Below are 14,709 nucleotides of genomic sequence, written 5' to 3'. Positions count from 1 at the left end.
GATGAGGAATGAGACGTGAGCGAGAGTATTTTTGACACAGGGTTTTGGCTGACAGCGTGCGGAATTCTGGGCCTGTTGGTGCTGTCTGCGTTCTTTTCAGGGTCAGAAACCGCGCTTACGGCGGCGTCACGCGGAAAACTGCGGTCGCAGGCCGATCGCGGGTCATCTGGTGCTGCCGCCGCGTTAAAGGTGACGGATGATAGCGAAAAGCTGATCGGCGCGTTGCTGCTGGGCAATAACGTGGTGAATATTTTGTCGGCCTCCTTGGCGACGGCGTTGATGACACGGATGTTTGGCGAAAACGGTGTCGCACTCGCCACGCTTGTGATGACAGCCCTTGTGCTGATCTTTGCAGAGGTGCTGCCCAAGACCTATGCCATTACCAATGCAGAATCGGCCGCAGCGCGGGTGGCCCCTGTGATCGGCCTGATCATCCCGATCTTTTCTCCTGTGGTGAATTTGGTGCGCGTCTTGGTGCGTGGGATTTTGTACATGTTCGGCGTGCGCACCGACCCCAACAGTAATATTTTGGCAATGCGAGAAGAGATTGCTGGCGCCATCGCATTAGGCCATTCCGAAGGCTCGGTGGAAAAAGAAGACCGTGACCGCCTGCTGGGCGCGCTCGACCTTAACGACCGCACGGTTGAGGAAATCATGCGTCACCGGCGCGAGATTGAGATGATCGACGCCGAAAAATCGCCCGGTGATATTCTGAGCCAAGTTCTTGCCTCGCCGCATACGCGCCTGCCGGTTTACCGCGGAGATGACGAAAACATTTTGGGCGTGGTTCATGCCAAAGACCTGCTGCGCGAGGTGGATAAGCTGCTACGCACAGGGGCGGGCCGGATTGCCAAGCTGACCGATCTCGACATTCTTAAGGTCGCGATGAAGCCCTATTTCGTTCCCGATACCACGCCGCTTGATGAACAAATGCGGCAGTTTCTGAAACGCCGCACGCATTTTGCACTGGTGGTTGATGAATACGGCGCGTTGCGCGGGTTGATCACGCTTGAGGATATTCTAGAGGAAATCGTCGGCGAAATCCGTGACGAGTTTGACGTGGTGGAAAAAGACCACGCGCTGGCGCGCACCGATGCGGGCGATTACATCGTCGAAGGCGCAATGACGATCCGCGATTTGAACCGGATCACCGATTGGGGCCTTGCCGATGATGAGGCCAATACGGTGGCGGGTTTTGTGATCCACGAGGCGCAGTTGATCCCGAATGAGGGCCAAGTGTTCAGCTTTCACGGCTTCCGGTTTGAGGTGGTGTCGCGCAAGGAAAACCGCATCACCATGCTGAAAATCCGCCCGCTTTAGCCCAATTTCATACGTCTGATGTGCCCGCCGGATGATTGCGGCGAAACTAGCATGTGAATTGCCGCTTTATGGCATTGAAACGGCCACGCCACAGCCTAGAACGATGTGGGACAAAGTAAGGATAAGCTATGACCACCCAAGACGCATTGGTAATTTTCACCCCCTCGGGCAAGCGCGGACGTTTCGCGCTGGGAACGCCGGTTTTAACCGCTGCGCGGCAGTTAGGGGTTGATCTGGACTCTGTGTGCGGTGGCCGCGGTATTTGTTCCAAATGCCAAATCAGCCCCGGCTATGGCGAATTTGCCAAACACGGCGTGACAGTCTCCGAAGGTGCGCTGTCGGAATGGAACGCGGTTGAAGAGCGTTACAAATCCAAACGCGGTTTGATTGACGGACGGCGGTTGGGCTGTCAGGCCAAGGTGCAAGGCGATGTTGTTATTGACGTGCCGCCCGAAAGCCAAGTGCATAAGCAAGTCATTCGCAAACGGGCCGAGGCGCGGCAAATCAACCTCGACCCATCCGTTACGCTGCATTATGTCGAGGTCACTGAACCCGATATGCACGACCCTTCGGGCGATTTTGAACGTCTGTCGATGGCACTGCGTGACCAGTGGCAGGTTGAGGCCGTGCGCGCCGACCTGTCGGTTCTAACGCGGTTGCAAACCACCCTGCGCAAGGGCGAATGGAAAGTCACAGTCGCCCTGCACCGTGAGCGTGACGACGAAACTCCGCGCATTATGCACCTGTGGCCCGGCCTGTATGAAGGCACGATTTACGGCGTTGCGGTTGATCTGGGGTCGACCACCATCGCGGGGCATTTGTGCGATCTGCGTTCGGGCGAGGTCTTGGCCTCATCCGGCCTGATGAACCCCCAAATCCGCTTTGGTGAGGATTTGATGAGCCGCGTCAGCTATTCAATGATGAATGAAACGGGGGCAGCAGAAATGACCGCCGCCGTGCGTGCGGGCATGAACACGCTGTTTACCAATATCGCCGATGAGGCAGGCATCGATAAAGGCCTGATCATGGATGCGGTGTTCGTCTGCAACCCTGTGATGCACCATTTGTTTTTGGGGATTGACCCGTATGAGCTGGGCCAAGCGCCGTTTGCGCTGGCCACCTCGGGCAGTCTGCACCTGACCGCGCGCGATCTGGATTTGCAGCTGCACCCCTCGGCGCGGGTCTATATTCTGCCCTGCATTGCAGGCCATGTCGGCGCGGATGCAGCTGCGGTCGCGCTGTCTGAAGCACCCGAAAAGTCCAAAGATTTGGTGTTGGTCGTTGATGTTGGCACCAATGCGGAAATCCTTTTGGGCAATACGACCAAGGTTTTGGCCTGTTCCTCGCCCACCGGCCCCGCCTTTGAAGGGGCGCAGATCAGCTCTGGCCAGCGGGCCGCACCCGGCGCGATTGAGCGGGTCGAGATTGACCCCGTGACCAAAGATCCGCGCTTTAAAGTGATCGGGTCGGACCTGTGGTCAGATGAGGCGGGCTTTGACGCAGCGATTGCCACCACGGGCATCACCGGCATTTGCGGCTCGGGCATCATTGAGATGGTGGCCGAAATGCGCATGGCGGGGATCGTCGATGGGCCGGGGCTGATCGGCTCTCCCGAACAGGTTGGGTCTGACCGCGTGTTCAAAGACGGGCGCACGCATTCGTATTTGGTCTGGGATGGCAGTGCCGATGGCGGGCCGCGTATCACCGTAACCAACCGCGATATTCGCGAAATTCAGATGGCCAAAGCGGCGCTCTATTCGGGTGCGCGATTGCTGATGGATAAGTTTGGTGTGGATACGGTAGACCGCATTGTGCTGGCAGGCGCCTTCGGGGCGCATATCAGCCCGAAACATGCGATGGTTTTGGGAATGATCCCCGATGTGCCGCTGAATAAAGTATCCTCGGCGGGGAACGCGGCAGGTACGGGGGCGCGGATTGCGCTGCTGAACCGCAAAGCGCGGGCCGAGGTGGAATATACCGTCAGCCAAATCCACAAGATTGAGACCGCAATCGAGCCGCGCTTTCAGGAACATTTCGTCAATGCGTCGAACATCCCGAACGCGGTTGAGGGCTTTCCCAACCTGTTTTCTATCCTTACCCTGCCCGATGTTAACTTTAACACCGGCGGCGATAGCGAGGGTGGCGGACGTCGGCGCAGGCGCGGCTAACAGATTGACGGGCAGCGAGAAAATGCTAAGTTCACAGCATGTCAGATGACCCGATAGCACAGCTTTTATTCCGTATCGCCGCGCAAGACCGCGCGGCGTTTAGGGCTATTTATTCGGCATCCTCTTCGAAACTTATGGGCGTTTTGCTGCGTATCTTGGGAAACAGGTCCGAGGCGGAGGATGCTTTGCAAGAGGTTTACACCAGAGTTTGGCTGCGCGCTGAACGGTTTGACGCAGACAAAGGCCGCGGTATGACGTGGCTGATTACGATTGCTCGCAATCATGCGATTGACCGCTTACGCAGCCGGTCCGTGCAATCGAACAATGATGACGGCGAGTCGGTGGCGCAGGTGGCCGACAAAAGCCGCGGCGTGTTGCAATCGCTGATGGCCGAGGGCGAGGCCCGCCGCGCTGTCAAATGCTTTAGCGAGCTTGCCCCCGATCGTTCCGCCGCTGTGCAAGGTGCCTATCTTGAGGGGCTGTCCTATGAGGACCTCGCCGCGCAGTTTGACGTGCCACTGAACACCATGCGCACATGGCTGCGCCGCAGTTTGCTGGCTTTAAGGGAGTGTTTGGACAGATGACCGAACGTGATATCCCCGAACAAGAAGACGCCGAGCTGCTGGCCGCCGAATATGTGCTGGGCACACTGCCATTGGATGAACGCGAGGCGGCAAGCACACGCATTCGCCGCGATGCGCATTTCGCGCTGGCGGTTGAGCGTTGGCAAAATCGATTGTCGCCGCTCAATGCCGCCTATGCAGAGGTACCCGCCCCGAACCTGATGCCAAAGATTGAGGCGCAGTTGTTTGGCGTGCCCGCGCCTGCCGTGAAAAAATCTGCGTTTTGGAAAAGCTGGTTTGGTGGTGCGGCCATTGCGGCGGCATTGGGTGTGGCAGTTCTGGTCTATTTACCAACCGCGCCCCTGCCCTTTGCCACCCTGACCACACTCACGGCTGAAAACAGCGATCTGCGCTATGAAGTGGGCTTGCGCGGCAATGAGCTGCGTATTGCCCGCATTGGTGGCCCTGCGGCCGAGGCAGGCCGTGTGCATGAGCTGTGGCTGATTGTCGGCAATGCAGCACCCGTATCGTTGGGCCTGATTACCGGCGCTGATAAAACCTTGGCCACAACTGGCCTTGCGCCGGGCATGGTGCTGGCGGTTAGCCTAGAACCTACGGGCGGTTCGCCGACAGGTGCGCCAACGGGTCCGGTACTGGTAACGGGCGTTATCGAAAAAATTTAAAAGTTTTTTCGACGGGCTGAAACTTTCCCCCGTTTGCGTCCGTAACTCCGAGCATACCAAAGGGATTGGCCCTTGGATGAAACGGAGAAACACCATGATGACCAAACGTATCGCTTCCCTCACCGCTGCTTTCGCTCTGATGTCGGGAATGGCTTTGGCCGAAAACCCAATGGTTGGCGGTGCCGCCATGTTTGAGACCAAGAACATCGTTGAAAACGCTGTAAACTCGGCCGATCACACCACGCTTGTGGCCGCCGTAACGGCAGCAGGCCTTGTTGATACGCTGCAAACTGAGGGCCCATTCACCGTGTTTGCCCCCACCAACGAGGCATTCGCCAAACTGCCAGCAGGCACCGTTGAAACCCTGATCCTGCCAGAAAACAAAGAGCAGCTGACCAAGATTTTGACCTGCCATGTGGTTGGTAAGGCCGTGATGTTGGACGCGCTGAACAAGATGATTGCAGATGATGGCGGCAAGCACCCTGTTCCAACGCTGGGCGGCTGCATATTGCAGGCCAGCTATGAAGGCGACATGGTGAAATTGACCGACGAGAACGGCAATGTCGCCACCGTCACCATCGCGGATGTGAAGCAATCCAACGGTGTGATCCATGTGATCGACACAGTTATGCTGCCAAAAATGTAATCGGTTTGGGGCGGGGTCCCCGTTTCCCTACCCGCCCCGATTGGTGCAGCCTGTAACGAGTATTGGACGGCATTGCGGCTGCCCCAAAACGCCCCTCGGACCTATGTCTGGGGGGCGTTTGTTTGTACCGATTGCACAAAATACGCGCCTCTGCGCAGGGCAGGCTAAAATCAGATACGCAACCTGCTTGACGGCGGCGTGCGGCTGGCCTAATTGGGCGCGAGATGCGGGTGTAGCTCAATGGTAGAGCAGCAGCTTCCCAAGCTGAATACGAGGGTTCGATTCCCTTCACCCGCTCCAATCACCCCCTTTTAATGTCGCACCACCCGCGCTAGTCAGTGGCATTGCATGCAAAAAGGAGCATCCCATGGCAGAGATTACCCGTATCGGCGTTGGCGCACGTATGAGCGAAGCAGTTGTTCACAATGGCACCGTCTATTTGGCTGGCCAAGTTGGTACGCCCGGCGCATCCGTCACCCAGCAAACCCAAGATTGTCTGGCCGAGGTTGACCGTATTCTGGCGGCCGCTGGCACCGATAAAACCCGCATGCTGATGGTGCAGATCTGGCTGGCTGATATGGCCGATTTTGCTGAGATGAACGCTGTTTGGGATGCTTGGGTCCCTGCGGGCCACACACCGGGCCGTGCCACGGGCGAATCAAAGCTGGCGGCACCGGCCTATAAGGTTGAAGTGATCGTAACGGCGGCTTTGCCGTAATCTGAAACCGGCTTTTGCCCCATTTCAGGGCATAGATATGAAAAGGGCGGGTCGTTAGGACCCGCCCTTTTTTCATTTCGCGGCTGGCGCCATCAGATACTCAACCAGCATCTGCGTGGATACATCCTTATTTGCCGCTGTTTCCTTGCCTTCAAGGATCGGCTGCAAGGCCACGGCCAGCTCTTTACCCAGCTCAACACCCCATTGGTCAAATGAGTTCAGGCCCAAAATCACGCCCTCTACAAATACCCGATGTTCATACAAGGCCACGATCTGGCCAAGGGTGAACGGTGTCAACTGTGGAATTGCCAACGTGGTCGAAGGCCGGTTGCCGGGGAACACGCGGTGGCGGGCTTGGCGGTCAAGCTCGGCCCCCGTCAGGCCCTTTTTCGCCATGATCTCTGTCGCCTCGGCCAAAGAGCGGCCACGCATCAGCGCCTCGGATTGGGCAAGGCAGTTCGCGACCAGCAGCAGGTGCTGATGGGCTAAATCGGGCTCATGCCCATGGCGAGTCACGATAAATTCGCAGGGCACGACGCGCGTTCCTTGGTGGATCAACTGGTAAAATGCGTGCTGGCCATTTGTACCCGGCTCACCCCAAACCACAGGGCCGGACTGTTCAACCAGATCGGCGCCATCCATCGACACGCGCTTGCCGTTACTTTCCATTTCCAACTGCTGCAAATACGCGGGCAGACGCGTCAGGCGCTGGTCATATGGCAGCACGGCGCGGGTGGTATAGCCGCAAATCTGGTTGTGCCAAATTCCAACCAATGCCAGCAAAATCGGCAGGTTCTGCGCAGGCGCTGCATGGCGGAAATGCGCGTCCATATCGGCGGCACCGGCCAGAAAATCATCAAAACCCGCAGGTCCGATTGCCAACATCAGTGACAGACCAATAGGGCCCCACATCGAATACCGCCCGCCGACCCAATCGTCAAACCCGAACACCCGCGCAGCATCAATGCCAAAGGCGGCAGTTTTCTCGGCCGAGGTGGACACAGCTGCAAACTGCGCTGCAGGATCGGTAACCTTGCCCGCCATCCACACCCGCGCGGTTTCGGCGTTGGTCATGGTTTCAATGGTGGTAAAGGTTTTTGACGCCACAATCACAAGCGTGGTTTCAGGGTTAAGCCCCCGCAACGTATCATGAATATGTGCGCCATCGACGTTGCTGACAAAATGGCAGCGCGGCCCATCGGCAAAGGGTGCCAGCGCCAGATACGCCATTGCAGGCCCCAAATCCGACCCACCGATCCCGATATTCACCACATCGGTATAGGCGCCGCCTTGGCCCTTGATCTTTCCTTCGCGGATGTCGCGGGCAAAGGCTATCATACGGGCATAGGTGGCACGCACTGGCGGCATGACATTTTCGCCGTCAACCATCACGGCAGCATTCAGATTGCGCAAGGCCGTGTGCAGAACGGCGCGGCCTTCGGTCTCATTGATCTTGGCGCCTGTGAACATCGCTTCGCGCTTTTGCGCCACGCCTGCCGTTTCAGCCAAGGCCAACAGCTGCGCCATGGCTTTGGCGTCGATGGTGGTTTTCGAAAAATCAAACAGCATATCGCCGTGACGCACCGAGAAATCGGCAGCGCGCGATGTACCTTTCAGCGTGGCTGCGATGCTTGTGCCGGAAAGATCGGCGTTATGCGCCCGAAGCGCCTGCCATTGCTGTTTCATAGCTTACTCCGCCCAGTGAATTGTTGCATCAGCAAGCACGCAGCGCACTGGTGCTTGGGTAACGGGCAGCTGGGCTGCACGCTCAAGGGCGGCACGTTTGTCGGCCCCTGTAATCAGAATATGGATGTGTTGCGCGCCTTTCAACACTGGCGCGGTCAGGGTGATCCGCGGCTCGCCCGCGCCATCGGCACGCAGCGGCAGCAGGTTTGGCGCATCATCGGCCAAGGCCTCCTCCAGCCGGTCCGCGCCGGGGAAAAGCGAGGCGGTGTGCATATCGGCCCCCATCCCCAACAGCAAAACCGAAATCGGCAAATGCGCGGTAAGGCCCGCCGACAGAGCGTCCATCGACTCTTCGGGGGTATCGGTCGGCGCATACAGCGGCACCAATTGCGCTGTTGCCGCGTTGTTTTGCAGCAAACGCTGGCGCAACAGCCGTGTATTCGACCGTGGGCTGTCTTCATCGACCCAGCGTTCATCGTTCAAAAACACGGCAACATTGGCCCAATCAAGCGACGTGGCCGAGAGCATATCAAACACAGGCCCCGGCGTGGTACCCCCCGGAACACAGAGGCTTGCCTGCCCTTTTTGCCGCAAGACATCGCCCAACTGGCCAGCGATTTTATTGGCCAGCGACATCATCAGCATTTCGCGATCAGCGTATTCGATAAAGTTCATTCGCGTATCTCCCGCCAGCGCCGCCCGTCGCGGTGCATCAACATCAACGCATCTTCGGGGCCAGAAGATCCCGCGTCATAACCTTTTGGCTTATCACCGCGTTTTTCCCAGCCTTGGATGATCGGATCGGTCCAAGCCCAAGCGGCCTCAACCTCATCGCCGCGCATGAACAGGGTTTGGTTGCCACGGATCACATCCATGATAAGCCGTTCATAAGCATCCGGAATATCTGCACCCTCTTCGCCCAACGCCTCGGCAAAGCTCATATCAAGCGGCACTTGGGTCAGACGCATACCGCCCGGCCCCGGCTCTTTGATCATCACCATCAGGTTCATACCTTCATTCGGCTGAAGCCTGATGACAAGCACGTTTTCGCGCCAACCCTCGGCATCGTCAAAGATCGAATGCGGCGGTTCGCGAAAGGTGATCGCAATTTCAGACGCCCGCGCGCGAAGGCGTTTACCGGTGCGCAGATAGAACGGGGTCCCCTTCCAGCGCCAGTTGGAAACGTTTACCTTCAGCGCGATATAGCTTTCGGTTTTGCTGGCAGGGTCTTCGGAATGTTCAACATATCCGCCCTGCCCGTTGCCGGCCAAATACTGGCCACGCACGATATCATCGGGTGCCACTGGGTCCAAGGCACGGATAACCTTTAGCTTTTCATCGCGCACGGCATCGGGGTCAAAGTGATAGGGCGGCTCCATCGCGATCAGGCACAACAGCTGCATCATATGGTTTTGCACCATATCACGCATCGCACCCGATTTATCGTAATAGGCGCCGCGCCCGTCTACCGACACGGTTTCGGCCACAGTGATTTGCACATGGTCGATATATTCAGATTTCCACAGCGGCTCAAACAGAATATTGGCAAATCGTACGGCCATCAGGTTTTGGACGGTTTCTTTGCCAAGGTAATGGTCAATCCGGTAAATCTGCGTTTCGTCAAAATGTTTGGCCAGCACGGTGTTCAACGCCTTTGCGCTTTCAAGATCACGGCCAAAGGGCTTTTCAACGACAACGCGGCTGTCTTTGCCTGCGATCTTGTGGTCATGCAGACGTTCGGCCAAATCGCCAAACAGCGAGGGTGCTACTGAAAAGTAAAACGCCTGAATCACATTCGGGCGCATCCGCTTTTTCAGCGCAGCCCAACCGTCTTTGCCCTTGGCATCAATGGTCACATAGCCCAATCGCGCGATGAAAGCGTCGATCATCTCGGGGTCGCATTTATCCTTGGCCACAAACTCGGCAATGGCCGCGCGGGCCATATCTTGAAAGCCCTTATCATCAAGATCAGAACGGGCCGCCCCGATGATATTGCTATCGGCAGGAATTTGTCCCGCCCAGAACCGCCGGTACAGGCCCGGAATGATTTTGCGTTGAGCCAAATCTCCGGTGCCGCCAAACACGACAAGATCAAAGGTATCCACTGGAATGACGCGCGAGACCATGAGCTTCCTCTCTGGGTATTCTAGAATTGTTAGCGCTAACGAAACTGTGTTTACCCCGCAACGCGCCCCCTGTCTAGCACCCAGATGTTAAAGACAGAACTGTTCATTTAAAAAAATGCCTAAGCCAACACCACAATTTTTTATGAATTGTATAACGCTGGGGAAAGCTTGCCCCCCACAGCAAGAAGGCCGCCCAGATAAGGGGCGGCCTTCATAATCGTTCTTGAGGGGGGGTTAACCAGCCAACAGGTTTGGCACGATCGTCACCACCCAAGGGAAGAGGTACAGCAACAGCAATGCCCCCACTTGGATCAGCACGAACGGGATTACACCGCGGTAGATATGACCGGTTGTTACCTCTTTTGGCGCCACGCCGCGCAGATAGAACAGCGCGAAGCCAAAGGGTGGCGTCAGGAACGAGGTTTGCAGGTTGACCGTAATCATGATCGTTACCCAGCTTGGGTCGAACGTGCCGCCATAGATAACGGGGCCGACGATGGGCACAACGATGTAAATGATTTCAAGGAAATCAAGTACAAAGCCCAGAACGAACAGCACCAGCATCACGATCAGGAACACCGTAAGTTCATTGTCAAAGCTGCGCAGGAAGCTTTGGATGTAATGCTCACCGCCAAACGAGATCAGCACGAGGTTCAAGATCTGGCTACCGATCAGGATTGCGAACACCATCGACGTCACTTTGGTAGTTTCGCGCACAACCGGCGAAAGCACCTTATTGCGCCACAACACCCAGCAGGCATAGAGCAAACCGAACATCGCAAAGGAATAGGTGGCTTGTGCCACGCCCCATGCGATCCATTGCTCGGTCGTGGTAACACCAAGACCGACACGCAGGTCAAAGTTCACGCCGACAAGAATCATAATGACAATCGCAAAAGCGCTCATCACGATAATGCTGCCGGATTTGTTCAGATCACCCAGCTTGCGATAGGCCGCCAACAAGATCGCCCCGCCTGCCCCAAGCCCTGCTGCGGGTGTTGGGTTGGTGATGCCGCCAAGGATGGACCCCAGCACCGCAATAATCAGGATCAGCGGTGGGAACACCACGCGGATCAGCTCATTGCGTGCCAGCATCGCGGCGGCATAGTAGCAGCCGTAGAATGCCATCAATAGAGGGATCGCAAGAATGACAACGGTCATGCCCGGTGTTGCATCCGGTGCGATAAAGGCTGCATCGGCAAGCAAACCAAGGGCTGCACCGCCAAGGCCGATCCAAATCGGGCGGTGATCGGCCGAAGGGGCCACACCGCGCGCAGTGGTCAGCGTCAATGCCAACAGCAAGAAGATGACCGCGACACCCGTACCAATCGGCGCGCGCGATGCGAGCTTATCAGCATGGGCCGTCACCAGTTCTGCATCAGTCAGCGCAACCGATTTTGCAACGCCACCTGCCGCATCAATATCGGCCTGCTGTGCCACTGCGGCATCCCACTTTTCCTGACCGTGCAGCTCGATCATCGAGGCTTTACACTGATCCGACACGCGGGTCCGCAAGGACGCAGTTTGGCCAGCATCGGAATAGCTGTCAACCGTCAGGTCTTGGTTGCCGATCAGGTTAACCTGCATCGACAGGAACAGACCTGCGATCAGCGCAACTGGCAGCCCGAGGAACCACAAGGTCGCCTCATTGCGGGTGATAATCTCACCCCGGCCAGTGCTTTCAACGTGAACGGCTGGCGCTTTGGACGGGTTCAGCAAAGCATAGCCAAAAGCATAGGCGGCATAAAGCACAGCCAACAAAACACCCGGCAAAATCGCCGCTTGGAACAATGTGCCGACCGAGACAACCGCAGCCGACCCAAGATAGGTGAGCGCGTCCGAGCAGCCCGCAGTCTGGGCGCGGATTTCCTGACCCGCAGCATACAGATCGCCCGCCATGGTGCCCAAAAGCACGATCACGATCGACGGCGGAATGATCTGACCCAATGTCCCCGAGGCCGCAATAACACCCGTTGCCAGTTGCGGCGAATAGCCGGCGCGCAGCATCGTGGGCAAAGACAGCAGACCCATGGTCACAACGGTCGCGCCCACAATACCGGTTGAGGCTGCCAAAAACGCGCCCACAACGACAACCGCCACGGCCAAACCACCGGGCAGCGGGCCAAACACCCGTGCCATAGTGGTCAGCAAATCATTGGCGATTTTCGAGCGTTCCAGCACGATGCCCATCATCACGAACATCAACACCGCCAACAGCGTCTCAATCGAGGCACCCGCAATGACCCGCTCGTTCATCCGGTTCACGATGAACGACAGATTGCGGTCCATCGCCACTTCCCAACCTTGCGGGAACAGCGCTTCCTGAACCTGCGGCAAGTCCGGATACCGGAAATGCGAAATATCGATCTGGTTGACGCCCGAGGCGACAAGCGCACGGTAGGCATCCGACGAGGTATCAATCGCGTTGTGGATCAACAGGCCAGAGCTGTCGAGCATGGCGATGATGCCGAAAGCGATAATCCCCGCGCCACCGATGGCAAAGGCCACCGGAAAGCCCGAGATAATGCCCGAAAACAGGCACAGAAATACGATGATGAGGCCGACCTCGATCCCGTCAAGTCCGAATAACATAGGGTGTCCGTCCTTTAAGTTTTGCCCGTTTTAGTGGGTGCCCGTGGCCGCGCTATCTGTCGCAACATCGAGATCAAGATATTTGCCATCTGCTTCTTCGCCCTCGCGCCATTCCAGCATCGAGCGGTAAAAGAACGCGATCGCGTGGATAAAGACCAAGGCTGTGAACGTCAGCATCAGGATTTTGAACAGGTAATAGGCGTCAAAGCCGTTGGGTGAAAAACCGATCGTTTCGACGTTCCAACGCAGCATATTTGCCTTGCGCATTATTTGTTCAAAGCTGTCCGAGGCCGAGATTTTTGGCGTCAGCAAGTGGCGCCACATGAAAAACCACGCGAACAGCCACGTCATAATCGCGCCGGGCATCATGAAAATCAGGCAGCCCGCCATATCGACCACACGTTTTGCGCGGTAGCTCAACTTGGCATAGACAAGGTCAACCCGCACATGGCCGCCCTGCACAAAGGTGTAGCTGATGCACAGACAAACGATCAAGGCGTTATAGAGTTTCAGTTCTTCTGACCACCAGCTCAGGTCGTGGGATACGAAAGAGTAGCCATCCCACAGCTTATAGCCAAAGGGTGCAAAGGGGCCAAAATCAATCGTCGCCACGCGGAAAATGCGCTGCAAAAAGATGATGACGATCTGTTGCAACACCATCAAAAGCCCGATCCAAGCAAATGCCCGGCCAAGCCCGTTGGCAAACCATTCAAGCCCGCGCACCACGCCCCACATAACCGATTTTCGCCAGATGCCAACGGCTGTCAGGATCAGGAAAGCGGTAAAGACAACGTAGAAAAAATCTGCGCTGGCGCCATAAAAAATGAAACGGCCAAGCGAAGCTTTTGCCTCGGGCGTCTCAAACTTGGTCATTTCGGTTAGCCATAACAGCCATTCCCCCGGATGCGTAATCGCATAGAAGAAATGAACGATGGACATGGCGATATTTGTGAAAACTGTAGAAATGCTGCTGAGCATTTCGTCCCTCCCCCATGAGGTAGTCCCGGCGTAAAGATGCGCAAAACGCCCCCCCGGCGCAAAGCCGAAGGGGCACTGTATCGAGTGTTCTCGATTACATAGTCTGCGTGCGCGTGCGCTGACGCGTATAGGCACCGTCCGACTTGTCGATCCAGGCAGCCGACGACTTCAAGGATGCTTCATAGCTGTCGTAAACGCGCTTATACAGATCGTCGCCCATGTTTTCATCGTGCACTTCTTGGCTCGCTTTAGCAAAGGCATCCCAAACGCTATCTGGGAACTCCAGCGTTTTCACGCCAGCAGCTTGCAAACGGGTCAATGCTGCCGAGTTGTTCGACAAGAACTGCGACAGGTTGAACTGGTGGTTTTCAGCGGCACAAGTTGCAACAATCGCCTGCTGCGCTGGTGTGAACGAGTCGTAGACTTCGCGGTTGAACGCAAGCGAAAGACCTGCACCTGGCTCATGGAAGCCGGCGGTGTAATAGAACTTGGTGATTTCTTGGAAACCAGCCTTTTCATCTGCCCAAGGACCGATCCATTCGGTGCCGTCGATAGCACCCGAAGCCAAGGCTTGATACACTTCGCCGCCTGGAAGGTTTTGTACGGATGCGCCCAGTTTACCCAGTGCTTTACCGCCAAGGCCCGGCATACGGAACTTCAAACCGTTGAAATCTTCGGCCGACGTAATTTCCTTACGGAACCAGCCACCAGCTTGCGCACCGGTGTTGCCGCCGAGGAAGGATTTCAGACCAAAGGTCTGGCCCAGCTCATCGTGGAATGCAGCGCCGCCATCTTGGTAGTACCAGTTCACCAGTTCTTGCGCCGTCATCCCCATTGGGACGCAGGTAAAGAACGCATAGGCTGGGTGCTGACCAACGAAATAATAGTCTGCGCCGTGGTACATATCAGCCTGGCCCGAGGTCACAGCGTCAAACACTTCGAACGCGCCGACGAGTTCGCCAGCAGCCTTCAGATCAACCGTCAGCTGGCCGTCGGTCATTGCTGTAATCATGTCGGCGTTGCGCTGTGCGGCGTCATGCACACCGGCAAGGCCACGGCCCCAAGTGGTAACCATAGTCAACGTGCGGTTGCCTTGGGCATACATTGGCGCGGCAAGCGTCGAGGCCGCAGCGGCAGTTGCACCACCGATGGTGGCTTTCGTCAAAAAGGAACGACGGTCCATATAGATTCTCCTCCCATGAGAATTCCCGCAATTTGAAGGCGGGCAT

The 14,709-nt window shown here is 56.8% G+C and carries 12 protein-coding genes and 1 tRNA gene; 7 read left to right on the top strand and 6 right to left on the bottom strand.

Annotated elements, in window-relative coordinates; all coding sequences use genetic code 11:
* Positions 1–15 precede the first annotated feature (15 nt).
* The 7 genes from ACEN2J_RS05825 (at position 16) to ACEN2J_RS05795 (ending at position 6,098) form a co-directional block, all read left to right on the top strand.
* A complete protein-coding gene (locus ACEN2J_RS05825) occupies positions 16–1,320 on the top strand; it encodes an HlyC/CorC family transporter (RefSeq protein WP_442104038.1) in 1,305 nt (434 codons plus the stop codon).
* Positions 1,321–1,448: 128 nt separating this feature from the next.
* Complete coding sequence (locus ACEN2J_RS05820; RefSeq protein ID WP_442104037.1) at positions 1,449–3,488, top strand: ASKHA domain-containing protein; 2,040 nt, start codon at positions 1,449–1,451, stop codon at positions 3,486–3,488.
* Between the two features lie 38 nt (positions 3,489–3,526).
* A complete protein-coding gene (locus tag ACEN2J_RS05815; protein ID WP_442104035.1) occupies positions 3,527–4,072 on the top strand; it encodes a sigma-70 family RNA polymerase sigma factor in 546 nt (181 codons plus the stop codon).
* On the top strand, positions 4,069–4,734 hold the full coding sequence (locus ACEN2J_RS05810; RefSeq protein WP_442104033.1) for an anti-sigma factor: 666 nt from the start codon (positions 4,069–4,071) through the stop codon (positions 4,732–4,734). The genes ACEN2J_RS05815 and ACEN2J_RS05810 overlap by 4 nt, the downstream gene beginning before the upstream one ends.
* A 94-nt stretch (positions 4,735–4,828) precedes the next feature.
* Positions 4,829–5,380 (top strand): fasciclin domain-containing protein, encoded by a 552-nt coding sequence (locus ACEN2J_RS05805; RefSeq protein ID WP_442104032.1) that lies wholly within the window; start codon positions 4,829–4,831, stop codon positions 5,378–5,380.
* 226 nt (positions 5,381–5,606) lie between these two features.
* A tRNA-Gly gene (locus ACEN2J_RS05800) sits at positions 5,607–5,680 on the top strand.
* 67 nt (positions 5,681–5,747) lie between these two features.
* Positions 5,748–6,098, top strand: a complete 351-nt coding sequence (locus ACEN2J_RS05795; RefSeq protein ID WP_442104031.1) for a RidA family protein — start codon at positions 5,748–5,750, stop codon at positions 6,096–6,098.
* Between the two features lie 72 nt (positions 6,099–6,170).
* On the opposite strand, the gene pgi is transcribed toward ACEN2J_RS05795, so the two are convergent.
* The 6 genes from pgi to ACEN2J_RS05765 all read right to left on the bottom strand — a co-directional run bounded on the left by pgi (position 6,171) and on the right by ACEN2J_RS05765 (position 14,663).
* A complete protein-coding gene (gene pgi / locus ACEN2J_RS05790; protein ID WP_442104029.1) occupies positions 6,171–7,784 on the bottom strand; it encodes a glucose-6-phosphate isomerase in 1,614 nt (537 codons plus the stop codon).
* A gap of 3 nt (positions 7,785–7,787) precedes the next feature.
* Positions 7,788–8,459 (bottom strand): 6-phosphogluconolactonase, encoded by a 672-nt coding sequence (pgl, locus tag ACEN2J_RS05785; RefSeq protein ID WP_442104027.1) that lies wholly within the window; start codon positions 8,457–8,459, stop codon positions 7,788–7,790.
* Positions 8,456–9,910, bottom strand: coding sequence for a glucose-6-phosphate dehydrogenase (gene zwf, locus ACEN2J_RS05780; RefSeq protein ID WP_442104026.1), 1,455 nt, complete (start codon positions 9,908–9,910; stop codon positions 8,456–8,458). Before zwf ends, pgl begins: the two co-directional genes overlap by 4 nt.
* Before the next feature lie 234 nt (positions 9,911–10,144).
* Complete coding sequence (locus ACEN2J_RS05775; protein ID WP_442104024.1) at positions 10,145–12,502, bottom strand: TRAP transporter large permease; 2,358 nt, start codon at positions 12,500–12,502, stop codon at positions 10,145–10,147.
* A gap of 30 nt (positions 12,503–12,532) precedes the next feature.
* Positions 12,533–13,480 (bottom strand): TRAP transporter small permease subunit, encoded by a 948-nt coding sequence (locus ACEN2J_RS05770; RefSeq protein WP_442104022.1) that lies wholly within the window; start codon positions 13,478–13,480, stop codon positions 12,533–12,535.
* A gap of 94 nt (positions 13,481–13,574) precedes the next feature.
* Positions 13,575–14,663 (bottom strand): TRAP transporter substrate-binding protein, encoded by a 1,089-nt coding sequence (locus tag ACEN2J_RS05765; protein ID WP_442104021.1) that lies wholly within the window; start codon positions 14,661–14,663, stop codon positions 13,575–13,577.
* Positions 14,664–14,709 lie beyond the last annotated feature (46 nt).

It is taken from the genome of Pseudorhodobacter sp. W20_MBD10_FR17, assembly GCF_052119765.1.
Lineage (GTDB): Bacteria > Pseudomonadota > Alphaproteobacteria > Rhodobacterales > Rhodobacteraceae > Pseudorhodobacter.
This window is presented reverse-complemented; position numbering and strand designations above follow the sequence as displayed.

Excerpts from the sequence above, each read along its gene's own strand:
- ACEN2J_RS05820 (WP_442104037.1), top strand. The coding sequence starts at position 1,449 with ATGACCACCCAAGACGCATTGGTAATTTTCACCCCCTCGGGCAAGCGC.
- ACEN2J_RS05815 (WP_442104035.1), top strand. The coding sequence starts at position 3,527 with ATGTCAGATGACCCGATAGCACAGCTTTTATTCCGTATCGCCGCGCAA.
- ACEN2J_RS05810 (WP_442104033.1), top strand. The coding sequence starts at position 4,069 with ATGACCGAACGTGATATCCCCGAACAAGAAGACGCCGAGCTGCTGGCC.
- ACEN2J_RS05805 (WP_442104032.1), top strand. The coding sequence starts at position 4,829 with ATGATGACCAAACGTATCGCTTCCCTCACCGCTGCTTTCGCTCTGATG.
- ACEN2J_RS05795 (WP_442104031.1), top strand. The coding sequence starts at position 5,748 with ATGGCAGAGATTACCCGTATCGGCGTTGGCGCACGTATGAGCGAAGCA.
- pgi (WP_442104029.1), bottom strand. The coding sequence starts at position 7,784 with ATGAAACAGCAATGGCAGGCGCTTCGGGCGCATAACGCCGATCTTTCC.
- pgl (WP_442104027.1), bottom strand. The coding sequence starts at position 8,459 with ATGAACTTTATCGAATACGCTGATCGCGAAATGCTGATGATGTCGCTG.
- zwf (WP_442104026.1), bottom strand. The coding sequence starts at position 9,910 with ATGGTCTCGCGCGTCATTCCAGTGGATACCTTTGATCTTGTCGTGTTT.
- ACEN2J_RS05775 (WP_442104024.1), bottom strand. The coding sequence starts at position 12,502 with ATGTTATTCGGACTTGACGGGATCGAGGTCGGCCTCATCATCGTATTT.
- ACEN2J_RS05770 (WP_442104022.1), bottom strand. The coding sequence starts at position 13,480 with ATGCTCAGCAGCATTTCTACAGTTTTCACAAATATCGCCATGTCCATC.
- ACEN2J_RS05765 (WP_442104021.1), bottom strand. The coding sequence starts at position 14,663 with ATGGACCGTCGTTCCTTTTTGACGAAAGCCACCATCGGTGGTGCAACT.